General features: G+C 64.1%; 11 protein-coding genes. 5 read left to right on the top strand and 6 right to left on the bottom strand.

From position 1 onward, the window contains the following. Positions 1–2: 2 nt before the first annotated feature. Positions 3–419: a winged helix-turn-helix transcriptional regulator gene (locus DPM33_RS32050; protein WP_112101370.1), complete on the bottom strand. Its 417-nt coding sequence runs from the start codon at positions 417–419 to the stop codon at positions 3–5. A 96-nt stretch (positions 420–515) separates the two neighbouring features. Between DPM33_RS32050 and DPM33_RS32045 the strand changes: the two genes are divergently transcribed. Continuing rightward, the gene (locus DPM33_RS32045) at positions 516–1,103 is read left to right on the top strand and encodes a dihydrofolate reductase family protein (protein ID WP_112101369.1); all 588 of its coding nucleotides are present in this window, start codon (positions 516–518) and stop codon (positions 1,101–1,103) included. Positions 1,104–1,219: 116 nt separating this feature from the next. Then, a complete protein-coding gene (locus DPM33_RS32040; RefSeq protein WP_112101368.1) occupies positions 1,220–1,432 on the top strand; it encodes a hypothetical protein in 213 nt (70 codons plus the stop codon). Between the two features lie 84 nt (positions 1,433–1,516). On the opposite strand, the gene DPM33_RS32035 is transcribed toward DPM33_RS32040, so the two are convergent. From DPM33_RS32035 to DPM33_RS32025, 3 genes are all read right to left on the bottom strand, one after another. Continuing rightward, positions 1,517–3,346 (bottom strand): tetratricopeptide repeat protein, encoded by a 1,830-nt coding sequence (locus tag DPM33_RS32035; RefSeq protein ID WP_112101367.1) that lies wholly within the window; start codon positions 3,344–3,346, stop codon positions 1,517–1,519. After that, on the bottom strand, positions 3,343–5,937 hold the full coding sequence (locus DPM33_RS32030) for a tetratricopeptide repeat protein (RefSeq protein ID WP_167449286.1): 2,595 nt from the start codon (positions 5,935–5,937) through the stop codon (positions 3,343–3,345). The genes DPM33_RS32035 and DPM33_RS32030 overlap by 4 nt, the downstream gene beginning before the upstream one ends. A 131-nt stretch (positions 5,938–6,068) precedes the next feature. Beyond that, positions 6,069–7,319, bottom strand: coding sequence for a cytochrome-c peroxidase (locus DPM33_RS32025; RefSeq protein WP_112101365.1), 1,251 nt, complete (start codon positions 7,317–7,319; stop codon positions 6,069–6,071). Between the two features lie 198 nt (positions 7,320–7,517). Between DPM33_RS32025 and DPM33_RS32020 the strand changes: the two genes are divergently transcribed. Continuing rightward, complete coding sequence (locus DPM33_RS32020; RefSeq protein ID WP_208648477.1) at positions 7,518–9,050, top strand: acid phosphatase; 1,533 nt, start codon at positions 7,518–7,520, stop codon at positions 9,048–9,050. A 217-nt stretch (positions 9,051–9,267) separates the two neighbouring features. Here the strand turns inward: DPM33_RS32020 and DPM33_RS32015 are convergent, their stop codons facing one another. Then, positions 9,268–9,720: a MarR family winged helix-turn-helix transcriptional regulator gene (locus tag DPM33_RS32015; protein WP_112101363.1), complete on the bottom strand. Its 453-nt coding sequence runs from the start codon at positions 9,718–9,720 to the stop codon at positions 9,268–9,270. A gap of 100 nt (positions 9,721–9,820) precedes the next feature. On the opposite strand from DPM33_RS32015, the gene DPM33_RS32010 reads away from it, so the two are divergent. Continuing rightward, positions 9,821–10,645, top strand: a complete 825-nt coding sequence (locus DPM33_RS32010; RefSeq protein ID WP_112101362.1) for a p-hydroxycinnamoyl CoA hydratase/lyase — start codon at positions 9,821–9,823, stop codon at positions 10,643–10,645. An 83-nt stretch (positions 10,646–10,728) separates the two neighbouring features. Beyond that, positions 10,729–12,219: an AMP-binding protein gene (locus DPM33_RS32005; protein WP_112101361.1), complete on the top strand. Its 1,491-nt coding sequence runs from the start codon at positions 10,729–10,731 to the stop codon at positions 12,217–12,219. A 95-nt stretch (positions 12,220–12,314) separates the two neighbouring features. On the opposite strand, the gene DPM33_RS32000 is transcribed toward DPM33_RS32005, so the two are convergent. After that, complete coding sequence (locus tag DPM33_RS32000; protein WP_112101360.1) at positions 12,315–14,750, bottom strand: putative bifunctional diguanylate cyclase/phosphodiesterase; 2,436 nt, start codon at positions 14,748–14,750, stop codon at positions 12,315–12,317. Positions 14,751–14,923: the final 173 nt, after the last annotated feature.

Below are 14,923 nucleotides of genomic sequence, written 5' to 3'. Positions count from 1 at the left end.
GGCTACCCCAGATGCTCGGCCCTGAGCTTCTCTTGCATCCGCATGAGCGCCGGCGCGCCGCCTGCCGCCAGATCGTCGGCGATCCGGGCGAGCGTGTCGTCGGCCTTGCGGTGTTTGCTGCCCCAGGCGCCTAGCGTCGCCAGCACTGGCAACAGGTCGATACCGGCTTCGGTCAGCCGGTAGATCGCCTTCAGCCCGTGGGTAGGGTCACCGCTGCGGGTAAGGATGCCTTCGTCCTGCAGCGTCTGCAGCCGCTCGGCCAGCGTGCGCGACGAGATGCCTTCGTCGGATTGCAGGAACTCGCGAAAATGCCTTTTCCCCGCGAAGACTAGGTCGCGCATGATGAGCAGCGTCCAGCGGTCGCCCAGGAGTTCGAGCGAGAGGCTGATCGGGCAGCCGGACCGTCCCTTGATCGACATCGGTACGCTTCCATTTTTAAATCACTTTACTATTGACATCATTCTTGCCGTGCGTCAAACAGTTCCAAAAATAAATCGATTGCGAGGAGACCGGAGATGAAAAAGCTCATCCTACAGATGCAGGTGTCGGTCGACGGCTTTGTCGGTGCCGATGGCGACCACAGCTGGCAGCTCTGGGAGTGGGGCGATGACAGCGCCTGGGACGATGAGCTCAAGCAGGACTTCAACGCCGTCTTTGAAACCATCGACACCATCCTGTTGAGCCGCAAGATGGCTGAGGAGGGATATCTGACCCATTGGAGCAACGCGGCGAGGAAATATCCGAAGGATCGTTTCCATGCCTTCGCCCAGCGCATCGTCGATGCGCAGAAGGTGGTGGCGAGCGGCAGGCTCGAAACATCGCGCTGGGAACGCACGCGGGTCGTCAGCGGCGACCTGCCGCGTGAAGTCGACGCGCTGAAGCAAGGCGAGGGCGGCGACATCGCCGTCTTCGGCGGCGCCGGCTTTGCCTCGGCGCTGGTCGCCGCCGGCCTGGTCGACGAGTTCCAGCTCTTCGTCAATCCGGCGGTGCTGGGCGCAGGCCGCCGCATCTTCGACCAGGGCGGATTTGCGAGGCTGAAACTCCTCGGCTCCAAGGCCTATGCCAGCGGCATGGTGGTGAGCCGCTACGCGCCGGCGCCGTGAGGGGCCGCGGCCGCACAGCCTGAATCAATCCGGCAGCGCGACTCCTTAACCGCTTGTTTGGCCGTGCCTTTCCCGGATCGGAATAGACCCGCCAGCCTTCAACCAGCCGCAACTGCGTGGCCGGCCTGCTGTATTGCGGCCAGCCGGACTGGTCGTTGCCCATCGCGACGAACCAGCGGGCTTCGCGCCACGTCAAGCCGATCAGCATCCGGCCGGCATATTCGGCCGGCACGCCATTGCCCGCATCGAACACCGCCCAGCTGCTGCCGGGCGGCTCCTGCACCGCGATGAACCTCATGCGAGACCCCCGTCCCGTGAAGAGCCGCTAATATAGCAGACGCTGTTCGGCGTTCCTATGACCTGGCTCACATAAGACGCTCGCCATCGACGTTCAGGCTATAGAGTTCCGATCGTCACGGCGAAGCGCCGAGTGCGTGCAAAGCCATGATAGCGGCGCGGGATTCCAGGAAAGTCTTGGGGCAATCGCTCGCCGCCTGCCGGTAGAGCCGCAAGGCTTCGTCATCATGCCCCTGCAACCGGTCAAGCTCGGCGGCGTACAGGTTGGCCTCGCAGACCTGCCCCCGCCTGGTCTGCGGGTTCGGGTCCTCGGCCGCCGCCAGCGTTTCGGCCGGTGTCTCGTCGCCGAGCAGCATGCGCACCACCGGCGCCGGCCATTTCGTCATGTCGATGCTGCCCATCGCTTGCCTTAGATGGCCTGTTCCGCCGCTGCGCCGTTCCGCCAGTTCGCTCCAGATGGCCGAATAGGAATCGGGGCTTACAGCGGCCAGTTGTCGAAAATCGCGCAGCGCTTCGGTCAGACTGCCGGCGTAGAAATGAACGATGCCTCGACCTCTATAGGCGCTGGCAAGTTTCGGATCGAGGCCGATCGCCTGATCGTAGTCGGCGATGCCTCTGGCGTAGTCGCCCTTTGCAGCCAGGTTTCCGGCACGATTGCTGTAAAAGGCCGCGTTCTTGCCATCGAGTTCGATGGCACGACTGTAATCGGCGATGGCGCTGTCGTAATCGCCCTTTCTCGCCCAAGCGGAGCCTCTGGCGCCGAAGATGAGGGCAGAGCCGCGCGCGCCGACGCGGAGGGCCATTGCTTCAGAGCCGCCAATTGCCTTGGTAAAATCGGCGATCGCGTGATCGTCGTCGCCCTTTCGCGACCAGGCAAATGCCCGACTAAGATAGGCATCCGTAAGTTTCGGATCGAGGACGATCGCTTCGTCATAGTCGGCGATAGCTCGGTCGCTGTCGCCCTTATCTGTGAAAAGTGCGCCTCGCATCAGATAGGCTTGGGCGTTTTTTGGATCGAGGCTGATCTCGGTGTCGAAATCAGCAAGAGCCCGGTCAAGATCGCGCTTTCCCGACCAGGCGAGACCGCGGTTATAGTAGACAGTGGAATCTTTCGGATCGACCGTGGCGACCACGGTGTAGTCTGCTATGGCACCGTCATAATTCCCTTTTTTCGATCGGGCGTTGCCGCGCCGGTAATGTGCATGGGCATTGGCCGGATCGAGGTTGATCACCTTCTCGTAGTCGGCCAGCGCCCGTGCCTCGTCGCCAAGGCCGGCCCAGGCGTCCGCCCGGCTGCTCAGGGAAGCGACGTCGCTTGGGTTGAGCCTGACGGCCTCGTCGAAGTCGGCAATGGCGCGGTAGTTGTCGCCTCGATGCGTCCAGATCACGCCGCGATTGTGAAAGGCTCTCGCGTTTCCAGGATCAAGCCCGATCGCCTTGTCGTAGTCCGCTCTCGCAGGCTCATCCTCGCCCTTGTAGGAATATGCAACACCGCGATTGTAGTAATATTCGCCATTCTTGGGATCGAGGCTGATCGCCTGGCTGAGATCGGCGATTGCTCCGTCCTGATCGCCCTTGAAGATCCAGCTGATTCCACGGTTGTAGTAGCCGTTGGCCTCGGTCGGATCGAGGCCGATCATGGCGCTGAAGTCGGCGATGGCGCGGTCGTAGTCCTGCCGTGCCGCCCACACATTGCCGCGCTTGAAATAGGCGACGATCTTGTTTCGGCGCGGCTCCGTCGCGTCGTCGATCATGCGCGTGCAGGCCTGGATGCGCACCGTCTGATCGACCTCGTCGTCGCCGACGCAGTCGCTGCTGGCGGCGAGGGCGGGGAGCATGGAGGCGAGCAGGAAAGCGCAGGCGGCCAGAAAGCGCCGGCCGAAGGGGAGCCCGCTCGATCCCAAGCCCAGCCGCAGCGGGGAGGGCGTGTTCATCTTCGCGTTCATGGCGCCAACTCGTGCAACGCGGCTTTGGCCGCGGCGCTCTCGTAATAGGCATTGGGGCAGTCCCTGGCTGCGCCGCGATAAAGCCGCAGCGCTTCGTCGCCTTGTCCTTCAACATGCGCGAGCTCGGCTGCGAAGAGGGTCGCCTCGCAGCGATTGCCGCTTTGCTTGAACGGATTCGAATCTTCGGCTGCCGCGAGCGCCTCCGCCAGGCTTGTTTCGCCGAGCAGCATGCGCACCGCCGGTGCCGGCCACTTCTTCATGTCGAGCTTGGCCGTCGCCTCGCGCAGGTGACCGGCGCCGTCGCCCAGCCGCTCGGCAAGATAGAGCCAGATCGCAAGATAGGCGTCGTTGGGCTTGAGCGCGGCGGCCCGCCGGAAATCGGCGGCAGCCTTGCCCGCCGCGCCGGAATGGAAGCTGACGATGCCGCGGCCGAGATAGGCGTAGGCAATCTTCGGGTCCAGTGTGATTGCCTTGTCGTAATCGGCGACGGCGCGGGCATAGTCGCCCTTGGTCAACCAGACGAAGCCGCGGCCGTCATAGCTTCGGGCGTTTCGAGGATCGAGTTCGAACGCGCGAGCGTAGTCCGCGATCGCGCGGTCGTATTCGCCCATCGCGAGCCAGACATTGCCGCGGCCATGGTAGTATCTGGGATTGGTCGGATCGAGCCCGAGAGCCTGATCGAAGTCGGCCAGCGCGCGCTCGTTTTCGCCCTTGTGCGACCAGGAGTCGCCGCGATTGACCAGAGCGCTGGTGTCTTTGCGGTCGATGGAAATCGTCCGGCTGTAGTCGGTAATGGCCTGATCGTAATTTTCCCTGCGCACCCAAGCATTGCCTCGGTTGTAGAATGCGCTGGCTTGCTTCGGATCGAGTGCAATGGCTTTGCCGTAATCGGCCATCGCGCTATCGTCGTCGCCCTTTGCGGCCCAGACCAGGCCGCGATCGTTGTAGGCGCCGCCATCCTTCGGGTCGAGCTCGATCGCCATATTGGCATCGGCCATCGCGCGGTCGAGATCGCCCTTGTGCCGCCAGGCCAGACCGCGGTCGTCGTAATATTTGGCATCTTTCGGATTGAGGCTGATCGCCTTGTCGTAGTCGGCGATCGCCCGGTCGTAATCGCCCTTCTTTTTCCAGGCCAGGCCCCTGTCGTAGTAGTTGCTCGCATTCGCGGGGTCGAGACTGACCGCCTGGTTGTAATCGGCAATCGCGCGCTCATAGTCCTTCTTTCGCGACCAGATCGAGGCGCGGACGCCATAGGCATCCGAACTTTTTGGATCGATGCTGATCGCTTGATCGCAATCGGCCGCGGCGCGCTCATAGTTGCCTGCCTGTACCCAGGTTATGGCGCGCAGAACGTAAATGAGCGGATTGTTCGGACTGATGGCGGCAGCGCGATCGTAATCGGCCGCGGAGCGCTCGTACTGTCCTTTCCGTCTCCAGGCCGAACCTCTGTCGACGTAGATCACCGCCTCCTTGAAACCAGCCTCGACTGCCTTGTCGAAATCCGCGATGGCACGGTCGTCGTCATCCTTTTTGGCGAAGGCCAGACCGCGATAGTAATATCCGTCGGGATCCTTCGGATCGAGGCTGATCGCCTTGTCGTAATCCGCGATCGCCCGGTCGGCATCGCCCTTGCCGGCCCGGGCTCGGCCGCGATGGTAGTAGGTGCCGGCAAACTTCGGCGCCAGGGCGGCCACTTCGTCGAAATCAGCGATGGCGCGGTCATTGTCGCCTTTGCCGGCGAAGGCGAGGCCGCGAAAATAATATGCGTCGGCATCCTTCGGGTCGAGCTTGATCGCATGGTCGCAGTCGTCGACCGCCCGCTGGAATTCACCCTTGCCCAGCCAGGCTTGGCCCCGATTGGAGTAGGCCGGCGCATAGTCCGGCGCGAGGGCGGCCACCTTGTCGAAGTCGGCGATGGCCTGGTCGTTCTCGCCTTTGTTCAGTCGGGCGAGGCCGCGAAAATAATATGAGTTGGCATCACCGGGAGCGAGCTTCAGCACCTGGTCGAAATCGGCGATAGCGCGATCGAATTCCTTCTTGTCCAGCCAGGCATTGCCCCTGCTGTAATATGCACCGGCATCGGCTGGTTCGAGGCCGAGCACGACGTCGAAATCGGAGATGGCGCGGTCGTTGTCGCCCTTGTCCATCCATCTGAGGCCGCGGTTGTAATAGGCGTCAGGTCGCTTCGGCTCGCGTTTGATCGCCTCGCCGTAGTCGGCGATCGCAAGATCGATCTGGCCTGCCTTTGCCCGGACAATACCCCGGTCGTAGTAGGCATCCGCGTTTGTCGGGTCGAGTTCGATCGCCCGACCGTAATCGTCGATGGCAAGGAAATAGTTCTCCCGATCATTGAAGGCATTGCCGCGAATGATATAGGCGATGGAGCGGTTGTGCTTGGTCTCCGACCTGTCCTCGATGATCTGCGTGCAGGCGACGATGCGCCGGGCCTGGTCGATCGTTTTTCCGTCACAGGCCGGGTGGTCGTCATATTCCTGAATGGCGGCCGCCGCCGGCACGGCAAGGAGGAGCGGCAGCAGGAAGCAGGCGGGCGCCCACCAGGACGGCTTCAGCCATGCTCGAACCAATTCCAACCCCACCCAGCCGATCGAACCCCGCGGCGCCACTGTAAGCGGCGTGGGCGCATTCTAGCCAAGTGGTTCCTGCGAGCAATCGCTGGTTGCGTCCTTGGATCGATTATCTTGCGGCGCTGGCGCAGCCGCTCTCACTGCCCCGCCTGATCGGCGTCGGTCAGCGTGCCGAGGAAGGCGACGATGTCGTCGATCTCGGCGTCGGTCAGCGCCGGCTTGTCGCCGGGTTTCCTGCCGTTGAAGGGAGGGTCAGTGTTGAGGTTTGCCCAATAAACCTTTGGCAGGTCGTCGAATTTGTCGACCGTGCCGTCGACCTTCTTCGGATACCAGTGGCCAGGATCCGTGTCGCGGCTGGCATAGAAGGCCACCGCCTCGCGCAGCGTGTGGAAATAGCCATTGTGGAAGAAGCTTTTTCGCAGGGCCACGTTGCGCAGCGTTGGCGTCTTGAACAGGCCGCAATATTCGTTGTGGCCGTTGAAGTCGGTGCGCAGCGGGCCGCACAGGCCGAGATCGAAATAACTGGGATCGGCGTTGGCGGGGATCGCCGGGTTGCGCGGCACGGCGATCGCGATCAGGCCGTAGTCGGTGAATTGCGGCGGCTCGCCGTCATTGGCCGGTTCGCTGAGATGGCAGCTCGCGCAATTGCCCTTGCTCTCGTCCTCGAACAGCGCGCGTCCGTGCAATTCCCGCGCGGAGAGCTGCGCCTTGCCGGCGAGGAAGGCGTCGTAGCGGCTGGAATAGGGATAGAAGTCGGCGCTGCTCTGCTCGAAGGTGCCGAGCGCCTCCACCGCGGCGTCGAAAGCGTCTTGCGGATGGTCGAAGACATCGGCGCCGAAGGTGGCCTTGAAGGCATCGGCATAGGGCGCCTTGCGCAGGCTGGCGACCACCTCGGCCTCGTCCTTGTTGCCCATCTCCAAGGACGACAGCAGCGGGATCCTCGCCTGGTCTTTGCCGTGGTCGGCGCGACCGTCCCAGGTGAGCCCCCCGGTCGGGCCGTTGTCGACGCTCTCGTCGCCTTCGTCCTCGGAATCGTAAAAAAGCTCGGTGAAGGCCGGCGCCGCCTGCAGGTAGCGCAGCGACGGCGCCGCTCGAACGCCGGGCTGGTCGAGCTTCGCCCCGCCCATCTCGACCGGCGAGGCCGAGGCCGGGCCGAAGGCGTGGTTGGGATCGTGGCAGGACGAGCAGGCCTGCTTGCCGGAGGCCGAGAGGGCAGGATCGAAGAACATCTGTCGCCCCAGCGCGGTCAGCGCGTCGGCGCGCGCATAGGCTTGCTCACGCGTCATCGGGCCGGGATGGACGCCGGACGTGTTGGCAGGCGCGGCGATGCCGACCAACGAGGCCGCTGCAGCGACGATCGCCCGGCTTTTCCATCTTCCCATCGTCATCGGTGCCATCCTGAATTCAGCGGGGAAGTAGGGAGGCAGTGCAACGGATTGATGACCGGCCGTCTCGCTCACGAAACCGTGTTCGAACGCAGCGGAACTGTCACAAAGGTGACAAGGCGCCGAAGTAGCTGGGCATCGATGCAGTCGCATGCCTGCATTGCCGTCCTCCAGCCATTCCTAGCCACGAGGCATTTCCAAATGATCCGGCCCTTTCTTTCCCTTTGCCTTGCCTCCACGGCGCTGGCATCGCTCACCGCTGCCGCTCACGCCGCTCCTCCCGGCTACGACAAGATCGACACCGTCGTCGTCATCTATGCCGAGAACCGCAGCTTCGATAACCTCTATGGCGGCTTCCCGGGCGCCAATGGCCTGGCCAATGTGTCGCCCGACCAGGCGCGCCAGCTCGATCGCGACGGCAAGCCGCTTTCCGAACTGCCGCCGGTGTGGGGCGGCTTGACGGGCAAGGGCGTGACCCCGGCAGTGACGGAAGAGCAGACCGCGCATCTCGCCAACGCCACATTCGCCATCGACGACCCCAAGGGTTTCAACGAGGGTACCAACGTCGTCACGCACGATCTCTGGCACCGCTTCTACCAGGAGCAGATGCAGATCGACGGCGGCCGGAACGACAAGTTCGTCGCTTGGGCCGATTCGGGTTCTCTGGTGATGGGCCACTATGACGGCTCGAAGCTGCCGATGTGGGCGATCGGCCAGAAATACGTGCTTGCCGACAATTTCTTCCAGGGCGCTTTTGGCGGCTCCTTCCTCAACCACTTCATGCTGGCCTGCGCCTGCGTGCCATACTATCCGAATGCCGACACCAGCCCGGTGAAGGGCCAGATCGCCGTCGTCGAGCCGGATGGCGTGACGCTGAAGTCGGCCGACAATTCGCCGGCCTCGGCGCTGGGCGGCGTGCCGAAATTCGTCAACGACGGCGCCATCACGCCGGACTTCTACGCCGTCAACACCATGCAGCCGCCTTACCAGCCGAGCGCCAACAAGCCGGTCGAGGGTGGCGACAAGGCGCTGGCCGACCCGACGCAGCCGACCACGCTGCCGCCGCAGCACGAGATCACCATCGGTGACCTCTTGTCGCTGAAGGGCATTTCCTGGGCCTGGTACTCGGGCGCCTGGCAGGCGGCGCTCGACGGCAAGAACGCCACGCCCGTGCCGAATTTCCAGTTCCACCACCAGCCCTTCAACTATTTCGCGGCCTATGCGCCGGGCACGGCCGCGCGGACCGAACACATCAAGGATGGCGGCCTCGACGGCAGCGAATTCATCAAGGCGATCGACGACGGCAAGCTGCCGCAGGTTTCCTTCTACAAGCCGCAGGGCAACCTCAACGAGCACAGCGGCTATGCCGACGTGACCTCGGGCGACCAGCATCTGGCCGACATCGTTTCGCATCTGGAGAAGAGCCCGCAATGGGCTCATATGCTGGTCGTCGTCACCTATGACGAGAATGGCGGCATCTGGGACCACGTCGCGCCGCCCAAGGCCGACCGCTGGGGCCCGGGCAATCGCGTCCCGGCCTTCATCATCTCGCCCTATGCCAGGATGGGCATGGTCGACCACACGCAGTACGACACCACCTCGATCCTGCGCTTCATCACCAACCGCTACGACCTGCCGGTACTGCAGGGCATCGTCGCCCGCGACAAGGCGCTGCGCAACCACGACCAGCCGCCGATGGGAGATTTGACGTCGGCGCTCGACCTGACGCGCTGAGGGCGTGAACGAAGCCCGTTGCGCCGCGATCCTTCACACCCCCTCTGTCCGGTCCACCCTCCGCAGCTGCAGCGCAGCTGCTGCGGAGGACGGGCAGGGCAGAGGGGGTGCCGTCCCGCCTGCCGTGCAATGTTCCTTATGCGGAACAACCTGAGTCAGTCCCGCAGGACGCGCCGCTATCGAATTGTTTTGCCTGGGGTGCGAAGGGCGCCAGCCCTCACTCGGCCTCATCCACCCAGATCAGCCTCAACAGCCGCAGCAGCGTTGCCCGCTCCTTGCTCGTCAGCCGTTGCAGGAAACGGTCCTCGTGCCTGCGCACCTGCCGTCGCCAGGCGGGCATGGCCGCCCTGGCGACCTCGGTCAGGCTGAGCTCCTGCACGCGCCTGTCCTCGGCATGGTCGTCGCGTTCGATCAGGCCTCGCTCTTCCAGTTCGGCGAGCAGCGGCGCCATGTTGGCGCTCTTCATGCCGAGCAGCCGGCAGAGCTCGGCGGCGCGGATGCCCGGCCGCTCGTCGATCACCGCCAGCATGGCGTAGGTGACTGGGCGCAGCGACGCCTCCGTCATCTCGACCGCGAAATCGTTGAGCGCCAGCGCCGAGGCGCGCCTGAGGTTGTAGCCGATCTGCGCGTCGAGCGCATCTTCGCCGAGGTCGGTCGTTGGTTCGTCCATGTCGGATGGATCGCCGCGATCTATCCTCTTGTCAAGGTAAAAATACTATGCGACATAGCGAATATGGTTGCTATGCGACATAGCGATATAGGAGGAGTTCATGGGAGAAGAAACCGAAGACACCGTCGCCTTCGATGTCGAGGACGGCATCGCCTGGGTGCGGTTCAACCGGCCGGCCAAGCGCAATTCGATGAGCCCGACGCTCAACCGGCGCATGATGCAGGTGCTCGACGAGCTCGAATTCCGCGACGATGTCGGCGTTCTCGTTCTCTCGGGCGAGGGCGCCGCCTGGTCGGCCGGCATGGACCTCAAGGAATATTTCCGCGAGACCGAGGCGAAAGGGCTGGGCGCCGTGCGCAAGGCCCAATCCGAGGCTTATGGCTGGTGGCGGCGGCTGCGCTGGTATCGGGTGCCCACCATCGCCATGGTCAATGGCTGGTGTTTTGGCGGCGGCTATGGGCCGCTGTTTGCCTGCGATCTCGCCTTCGCCGCCGACGAGGCGCAGTTCGCGCTCTCCGAGATCAACTGGGGGATCCTGCCCGGCGGCGGCGCCACCAAGGTGGTGGTCGATCTCTTGTCGATGCGCGACGCCATGTACCACGCGCTGACCGGCGAGCTGATCGACGGCAGGAAGGCGGCGGCCTGGAAGCTGGTCAATGAAAGCGTGCCGCTCGCCGGCTTGAAGGCGCGTGTCGCCGAGGTGGCGGCGGTCCTGCTGAAGAAGAACCCGGTCGCGCTAAAGGCCACCAAGGACGCCATCCGCCGCGTAGCGGAGATGACCTACGACAATGCCGAGGACTATCTGGTGCGCGCGCAAGAGGCCGCCAATTCCTTCGACAATGAGGGCCGCAAGGAAGGCATCCGCCAGTTCATCGATGAAAAGAGCTACAAGCCCGGCCTCGGCGCCTACGAAAAGGCGAGATGATCGCACCGAAATGATCCGACGCAGGGCCGGCGATCCAAGCCGCCCAGCACCCGATAGGGCGCGTGACACGGGAGGAGATCGCAATGCCGGCCTGGACGACACCGGATCCGATTGCCTTGCATGCCCGGGCAGGGCCGGACCGCCTCGCTTGCGTCGACCTTGCATCCGGACGGCGCTGGACCTACTCGGCGTTCGACGACGCCATCCAGCGCGCGGTCGCGGTGCTTGAAAAGCATGGCATAGGGCAGGGCCAGCGGATCGCCATGCTGGCCCGCAACAGCGCCGACGTAGTTATCCTGCAGCAGGCCGCGATGCGCCGCGGCGCCATCTTCGTGCCGGTCAACTGGCGGCTCGCGGCGGCCGAGCGGCAGGCGATCCTCGGCGACTGCGATCCCGTGCTCCTGGTTCGCGACACCGAATTCGACACGGCGCCGCCTGCCGGCTGCGCGCAGCTCGCGGTCGCCAGCTTCGCGGCGATGGTGGAACAGCAGGCGCCGGCGCCGCGCCGGGCCTTGCCGGAAGCCGACCGGCCGTCGATCATCCTCTACACCTCCGGCACGTCGGGCCGGCCGAAAGGCGTCATCGTCACCGAGGCCAATGCCTTCGCCACCGCGATCAACTTCGGCGTCATCGGCCGCGTCGGCCATGACAGCATCTTCCTCTGCGATGCGCCGATGTTCCATGTCATCGGCCTGATCACCAATTTGCGCCCGGTGCTGCTCAAGGGCGGCACGGTGCTGATCTCGGCGGGGTTCGACCCAGGCCTCACCAACCGGCGGCTCGCCGACCAGGCGCTCGGCATCACCCACTATTTCTGCGTGCCGCAGATGGCGAGGATGCTGCGCGATCATGCCGAGTTCGCACCTCGCCGCTGGACATCGCTTGTGGCTCTCTTCACCGGCGGCGCGCCCAACCCTGCCGCCGACGTGCTGTGGTGGCTGGACCAGGGCGTGCCGATGGTCGACGGTTTCGGCATGACGGAGGCCGGCACCGTGCTCGGCATGCCGCTGGAAAGCGAGCGCATCGCCCGCAGGGCGGGTTCGGCTGGCCTGCCGGCGCCGACCGTTTCCCTGCGTGTGGTCGATGACGGCGGCAACGATGTCGCGCCGGGTGAGGCGGGCGAGATCTGGCTCGCGGGGCCCAACATCACGCCGGGCTACTGGAACCGGCCTGAAGAGACGGCCCGCGCCTTCAGCGACGACGGCTGGTTCCGCACCGGAGACGTCGCGAGGCGTGACGAAGACGGCTTCGTCACTTTGGTCGACCGCCGCAAGGACATGTTCATCTCGGGCGGCGAGAACGTCTTCCCGGCCGAGGTCGAGATGGCGCTGCTCGCCCATCCCGACATTGCCGAGGCGGCGGTGATCGGCATCGCCGACGAGCGCTGGGGCGAGGTCGGCCGCGCCTTTGTCGTGCTGCATCCCGGCCGCGCGCTCGACCCGGCAGCCCTTGCCGGGCACTGCGCCGCGCGCATCGCCCGCTACAAGGTGCCCAAGGAATTCCTTGCCGTGGAGACCTTGCCGCGCACGGCATCGGGCAAGATCCAGAAACATGTGCTGCGGGGGCTGAAATAGGTTGGCTGGAATTCGGTCGAACACCTTGCTTTGAACACCCAAGCTGTTCAAGGAAGAGGGATCCCGCCGCACGTGATCCGACGATATCGCATTGTTCAGACCGTCAGGGCGCGCGGCGCCTCGAAAAAGGCAGGGAGGTCGGATGCTGGCATCGGCCGGCCGAACAACCAGCCCTGGACATCCGTGCAGCCATTCTCCTTGACCAGGCGGTACTGGTCCTCGGTCTCGACGCCTTCGGCGGTCGTCGTCATGCCGAGCGTGCTGCCGAGATCGGCCACGGCCTTGACGATTGCCCGGCTCTCGCTGCTCTCGCACATCAGGCTGACGAAGCTGCGGTCGATCTTGATGCGGTTGAATGGGAAGGACCGCAGATAGCTCAACGACGAGTATCCGGTTCCGAAATCGTCCATGGCGATACCGACGCCGAGATCGCGCAGGTTGTAGAGTGTCCGGATCGTGTGTTCGTTGTGCGCAAGCAGCACCGATTCCGTGATCTCGAGCTCGAGCCGTGACGGCAGGAGATTGGAGGCGGCGAGCGCCGCGGCGACCTGGAGCGCCAACCCCTGCTGCTTGAACTGGGCCGGCGAAAGGTTGACGGCGACCTTGACGGGCAGGGGCCATTGGGCGGCATCGGCGCAGGCCTGCCGCATGATCCATTCGCCAAGCCCGTCGATGACCCCGGTCTCTTCCGAAAGGTGGATGAACTCCGATGGCGCCAGCAGGCCAAGCCGCGGATGGTTCCATCGCACCAGCGCCTCGAAGCCGGTCAGCTCGGAGGTCGCTGCGTCGTGCAGCGGCTGGTAGTGCAGCACGAACTGATTGTTGGCCACGGCCTCTGCCAGCTCGGCCTCGAGTTGCCGACGCTCCTGTAGCCGCGCGTCCATCCCCGGCTCGAACGAACGGCAGGTGCCGCGCCCTTCCATCTTGGCCTTGTACAAGGCGAGGTCGGCGTTCCTGATCAGGATTTCCGAACTCTGTCCGTCGTCGGGAAATACCGCGATGCCGATGCTGCCGCCGATGTTGATGGTGTGGCCCTGGATCGAGAATTCGCTGGACAGCTCATGGATGACGCGGCTTGCCAGCGCGCCGGCCTGGTCGTCGCCGTCGAGCAGAAGCTGGAGGACGATGAATTCGTCGCCGCCCACCCTGGCCACCATGGCGGTTTCTCCCGCCTGTTGCCTCAGCCGGCCCGCCACGGCGCGCAGAAGCTCGTCACCGACCGGATGGCCAAGCGTGTCGTTGACCGGCTTGAAGCGGTCTAGATCGATGCAATGCACGGCCAGCTTCTCGCTGCCCCGCAGGCTCCTCAATGCCTCGTCCATCGTGTCGGCCAGCAGTCCGCGGTTCGGTAGCCCGGTCAGGATGTCATGGGTGGCCAGGTGCTGGATCTCGGCGGTGCGCTCGTCCACCCGCCGCTCGAGCGTCTCGGCCGCGTTCGCCTGAAGCGACATGCTGCGGGCGATCGCATGCCAGCAAGCCATGGCCAGCAGCGTCACGACCACGATCGCTGCGTATCCCGAGAGCTCGAACTGGCGCACCGATCTTGCGTCCACATTGGATTCGAACCTGCTGTTGGGAAACCCGACCCAGAGGTGCCACGAGCTTCTCGGGTCGTTGAGGGAAAGCGGGATGACCTGCGAGTAGATCAGGTTCGGGTCGGGCGCCGTGAACGAGTGGGTATCGGCCGCGAGCGACGTCGGCAACTTGTGCTGGTCGGATTCGAACCCATAGCCTGAATTGACGATGACGTACTCGCTGCCGGGCAGCAGCTTGCGCAGCGCCGAGGTGAGCATGATGGCCGAGACGGAACCGCGCAGGCTGCCGTCGGCCGCGAAGACGGGAACCGAAAGGATGAAACCGGATCGGTCGGCGTCGTTGCCGCTGTGGATGAAGTCCGTGTTGTCGCAGGTGATCAGCTCCTTGGTGCCGATGACCGGGACGTTGAGCCCGTCGATGCTGCTCGAATTCGGGTAGTTGACCTTCAGCCAGGCAAGTTGCTTGGCAAGCGCGTGATATTCATATGTCTCGATCTCTTCAGGTGGCCGAACGAGGGATTGATCGTCCAGCTTGCCGGGCTTTTGTTGATCGGCCGCGTCGACCCTTGCCCTGGCGTTGACGATCAACTGGTCGAACTGAAGGATCGGCTCCTCGAGCTTGCCCGTCACCGGATCGAAGCGATCCGGGTCGAAGTCCAGGGGCAGGAAGTAGACCTCCGAGATGGAAACGCTGTTGGCGAGGTTGTTGTAGATCTGCTGGATCGTCGCGCGCCCTTCCTCGCCGAGATTGGTGCCGTGCCGGTCGAGATTTCGAACGCTCGGCAGGTAGGTCAGCGTGCGGACGTTTTCGTAAATCGCTCCCAGCGAGTCTTCGACGGTCTTGGCCGCGGCGCGGGCAGTGGCCTGGGAGTTCTCGAGATAGCGCTGCCTGGCCAACGCGTAGTTGCGTTGGGCATCGATATGCAACGCGGCAAACGTTGCCGTTCCGGTCAGCAGGATCAGCGCAAATCCGATGGCTCGCCTGAGCGCGTTCATCCGAGGCCCCAATATGAACCTGGAACGCATAGCATTTCCAGGTTTAGGAATTTCTAAATGTTTGACCTCGCCTTCCGTCGCGAGGTGACGAGGATCGATGCCGTCTCGCGGGCTGGGACTTGCTGGGCCAGAAAACGAAACTGGTCGATCTTGCGCGGAGAGATCGATAGCGT

Source organism: Mesorhizobium hawassense, from assembly GCF_003289945.1.
GTDB lineage: Bacteria > Pseudomonadota > Alphaproteobacteria > Rhizobiales > Rhizobiaceae > Mesorhizobium > Mesorhizobium hawassense.
The sequence above is the reverse complement of the archived record's forward strand: the minus strand, read 5'-3'. Positions and strand labels throughout refer to the sequence as shown.

Coding starts and splice junctions, on each gene's coding strand:
- DPM33_RS32050 (WP_112101370.1), bottom strand. CDS start 419: ATGTCGATCAAGGGACGGTCCGGCTGCCCGATCAGCCTCTCGCTCGAA.
- DPM33_RS32045 (WP_112101369.1), top strand. CDS start 516: ATGAAAAAGCTCATCCTACAGATGCAGGTGTCGGTCGACGGCTTTGTC.
- DPM33_RS32035 (WP_112101367.1), bottom strand. CDS start 3,346: ATGAACGCGAAGATGAACACGCCCTCCCCGCTGCGGCTGGGCTTGGGA.
- DPM33_RS32025 (WP_112101365.1), bottom strand. CDS start 7,319: ATGACGATGGGAAGATGGAAAAGCCGGGCGATCGTCGCTGCAGCGGCC.
- DPM33_RS32020 (WP_208648477.1), top strand. CDS start 7,518: ATGATCCGGCCCTTTCTTTCCCTTTGCCTTGCCTCCACGGCGCTGGCA.
- DPM33_RS32015 (WP_112101363.1), bottom strand. CDS start 9,720: ATGGACGAACCAACGACCGACCTCGGCGAAGATGCGCTCGACGCGCAG.
- DPM33_RS32010 (WP_112101362.1), top strand. CDS start 9,821: ATGGGAGAAGAAACCGAAGACACCGTCGCCTTCGATGTCGAGGACGGC.
- DPM33_RS32005 (WP_112101361.1), top strand. CDS start 10,729: ATGCCGGCCTGGACGACACCGGATCCGATTGCCTTGCATGCCCGGGCA.
- DPM33_RS32000 (WP_112101360.1), bottom strand. CDS start 14,750: ATGAACGCGCTCAGGCGAGCCATCGGATTTGCGCTGATCCTGCTGACC.